Genomic DNA, 240 nt, shown 5'->3' with positions numbered 1-240 from the left:
AACCACGGCTGGCTCGACACGTATCACAGCTTCTCGTTCGCGGACTATTTCGACGAAGCGCATCTGCACTACGGCGCACTGCGCGTGCTCAACGACGACCGCATCGCGGGCGGACGCGGCTTCGGCGCGCACGGCCACCGCGACATGGAAATCGTCACCTATGTGCTTTCCGGCGCGCTCGCGCACCGCGACAGCATGGGCAACGGCTCGACCATCCGCCCCGGCGACGTGCAGCGCATG

1 protein-coding gene is annotated in these 240 nt (G+C 66.7%); it reads left to right on the top strand.

Annotated elements, in window-relative coordinates:
- A partial coding sequence (locus SB751_RS34805; RefSeq protein ID WP_410749589.1) for a pirin family protein occupies window positions 1–240 on the top strand: 240 nt, incomplete at both ends.

This window comes from Cupriavidus sp. SIMBA_020, from assembly GCF_046535395.1.
Taxonomy (GTDB): domain Bacteria; phylum Pseudomonadota; class Gammaproteobacteria; order Burkholderiales; family Burkholderiaceae; genus Cupriavidus; species Cupriavidus campinensis.
This window is presented reverse-complemented; position numbering and strand designations above follow the sequence as displayed.